We start from the raw sequence: 753 nt of genomic DNA, 5'->3' as shown, positions 1-753 counted from the left end.
CAGAAGTCTGATCCGGTCGAGCGGGCTCATCACGGCGCGGATGGTCTTGGTGGCGACGCGGGCATAGAGCGCGGTCGTATCAAGTTTGGCATGGCCGAGCAGGACCTGGATGACGCGGATGTCGACGTCCTGCTCCAGCAGATGCGTGGCGAAGCTGTGGCGCAGCGTGTGCGGCGTCACCCGCTTCTTGATCTTGGCGGCTTGCGCGGCGGTATGGACGACGCGGTTCATCTGCCGCGTGGAGAGTGGCGTGATCGGGTTGCGGCCCGGAAACAGCCAGCCCTGCGGCAGCATTACGCCGCGGCGCTTGCCTTCGCGCCACCAAGCCCGCAGCAACTCGAGCAGTTGCGGCGACAGCATGGCGTGGCGATCCTTGCGCCCCTTGCCCTGTTCGACGCGGATCAGCATGCGTGTCGAGTCGATATCGGTCACCTTGAGCGCCACGATCTCCGACACCCGCAATCCGGCGCCATAGGCCGTGCCGAGGGCAGCCTTGTACTTCGGCCCCGGTGCGGCGTCGAGCAGCCGTACTACCTCCGCGACGCTCAGAACCAGCGGCAGCCTGCGTGGTTGATGGATCACGGTCAGGCGGCGCGAGAGATCGGGCCGGTCGATCGTCACAGTGAAGAAGAAGCGCAGCGCCGAGACTGAGCTGTTGATGCTCGCTGCCTGCATGCCCACCCGGGTCTGGTGCAACTGGAACCGGCGCAGATCCTCAGCCGTCGCCATGTCGGGGGAGCGGCCGATGAAGGC

General features: G+C 66.3%; 1 protein-coding gene. It reads right to left on the bottom strand.

Annotated features, from left to right (window positions below; translation table 11 throughout):
• The coding region (locus C6558_RS38840) for a tyrosine-type recombinase/integrase (protein ID WP_107028850.1) at nucleotides 1-753 on the bottom strand (753 nt) is incomplete at both ends.

It is taken from the genome of Ensifer sp. NM-2 (assembly GCF_003024455.1).
Classification (GTDB): domain Bacteria; phylum Pseudomonadota; class Alphaproteobacteria; order Rhizobiales; family Rhizobiaceae; genus Ensifer; species Ensifer canadensis.
Note: the sequence above shows the minus strand (reverse complement) of the source record. Positions and strands in the feature narration are given on the sequence as shown.